This is a genomic window from Methylopila musalis (genome assembly GCF_042679725.1).
In the GTDB taxonomy this organism is placed as follows: Bacteria; Pseudomonadota; Alphaproteobacteria; order Rhizobiales; family Methylopilaceae; genus Methylopila; species Methylopila musalis.
The window spans coordinates 1-970 of sequence record NZ_JBHTMX010000385.1 but is presented as its reverse complement, the minus strand read 5'-3'; the positions used below and the strand labels follow the sequence as shown (position 1 = coordinate 970).

At 71.8% G+C, this 970-nt stretch carries 2 protein-coding genes; both read left to right on the top strand.

Going from position 1 to position 970, the window contains the following annotated elements; all coding sequences use genetic code 11:
- The coding region (gene ybgF / locus ACFQ4O_RS17840; RefSeq protein WP_378777761.1) for a tol-pal system protein YbgF at positions 1 to 576 on the top strand (576 nt) is incomplete at its 5' end.
- Positions 577 to 702: 126 nt separating this feature from the next.
- On the top strand, positions 703 to 970 hold a 268-nt coding region (locus ACFQ4O_RS17835; RefSeq protein ID WP_378777759.1), incomplete at its 3' end, for an ATP-binding protein.

Genomic DNA, 970 nt, shown 5'->3' with positions numbered 1-970 from the left:
CCCTCCGGCGGGACGGCGCCCACCTCCACCGCCCGCAACGACGCCATCGGAAGCGCCATTCAGGACGCGCCCGGCGACGACCCCAACGCGCCCATGAACATCCGCCCGCCGGCGGCGCAGGGGCAGGCTCCCGCGCAGGCGCCGGCCGCCACCGCCGCCATCCCGCCGCGGGGCGGCGGCTCGTCCGGCGTTTCGGTCGGCACCGGCAATGCGCGCGACCAGTTCGACATGGGCGTCGGCCTGATGCAGCGCCGGGACTACGAGCTCGCCGAACAGACCTTCCGCGACTTCCTGCGCTCCAACCCCAAGGACCCGCTCGCGGCGGACGCGCAGTACTGGCTCGGCGAAAGCCTGTACCAGCGCCGGCAGTACACGGACGCGGCCGACAGCTTCTACAAGATCTATGTGGAGGCGCCGCAGTCGTCCAAGGCGCCCGAGAGCATGATGAAGCTTGGCATGTCGCTGAACGGCATGGGCAAGAAGGAAGAGGCCTGCGCCACCATCGCCGAGGCCGGCCGCAAGTATTCGCGCATCAAGGCCCAGACCGACCGCGAGCTGAAGCGCATCGCCTGCTGAACGGCGGGAAAAACCGGCTTCCCTCAGGCTCGATCTGCGCGCGACGCCAAACGTCCGTATGGTGCGGAAGCACGGCGTTCGGCTGCTCATCTCGTGCGATCCGGCCATGGCGGAGACCTGCGCGTCGTGACCGAGATCCCCACCGCGCCAAAAGACGCTCACGACGCACCGCCGTCGCCGGCTGACGTGGACAGTCTGTTCGACGCCGCCTGCGCGGGGCTGTTCCACATCCTGCTCGCGGTGTCCGGCGGCGCGGATTCCACCGCCATGCTGGCCCTGGCCGCCGACTGGGCGCGGCGGCGCGGCGGCGTGACGCTGTCGGTCGCGACCGTCGATCACCGCCTCCGCCGGGAGGCGGGCGACGAGGCGCGGGCGGTCGCGGCGCTCAGCGGGC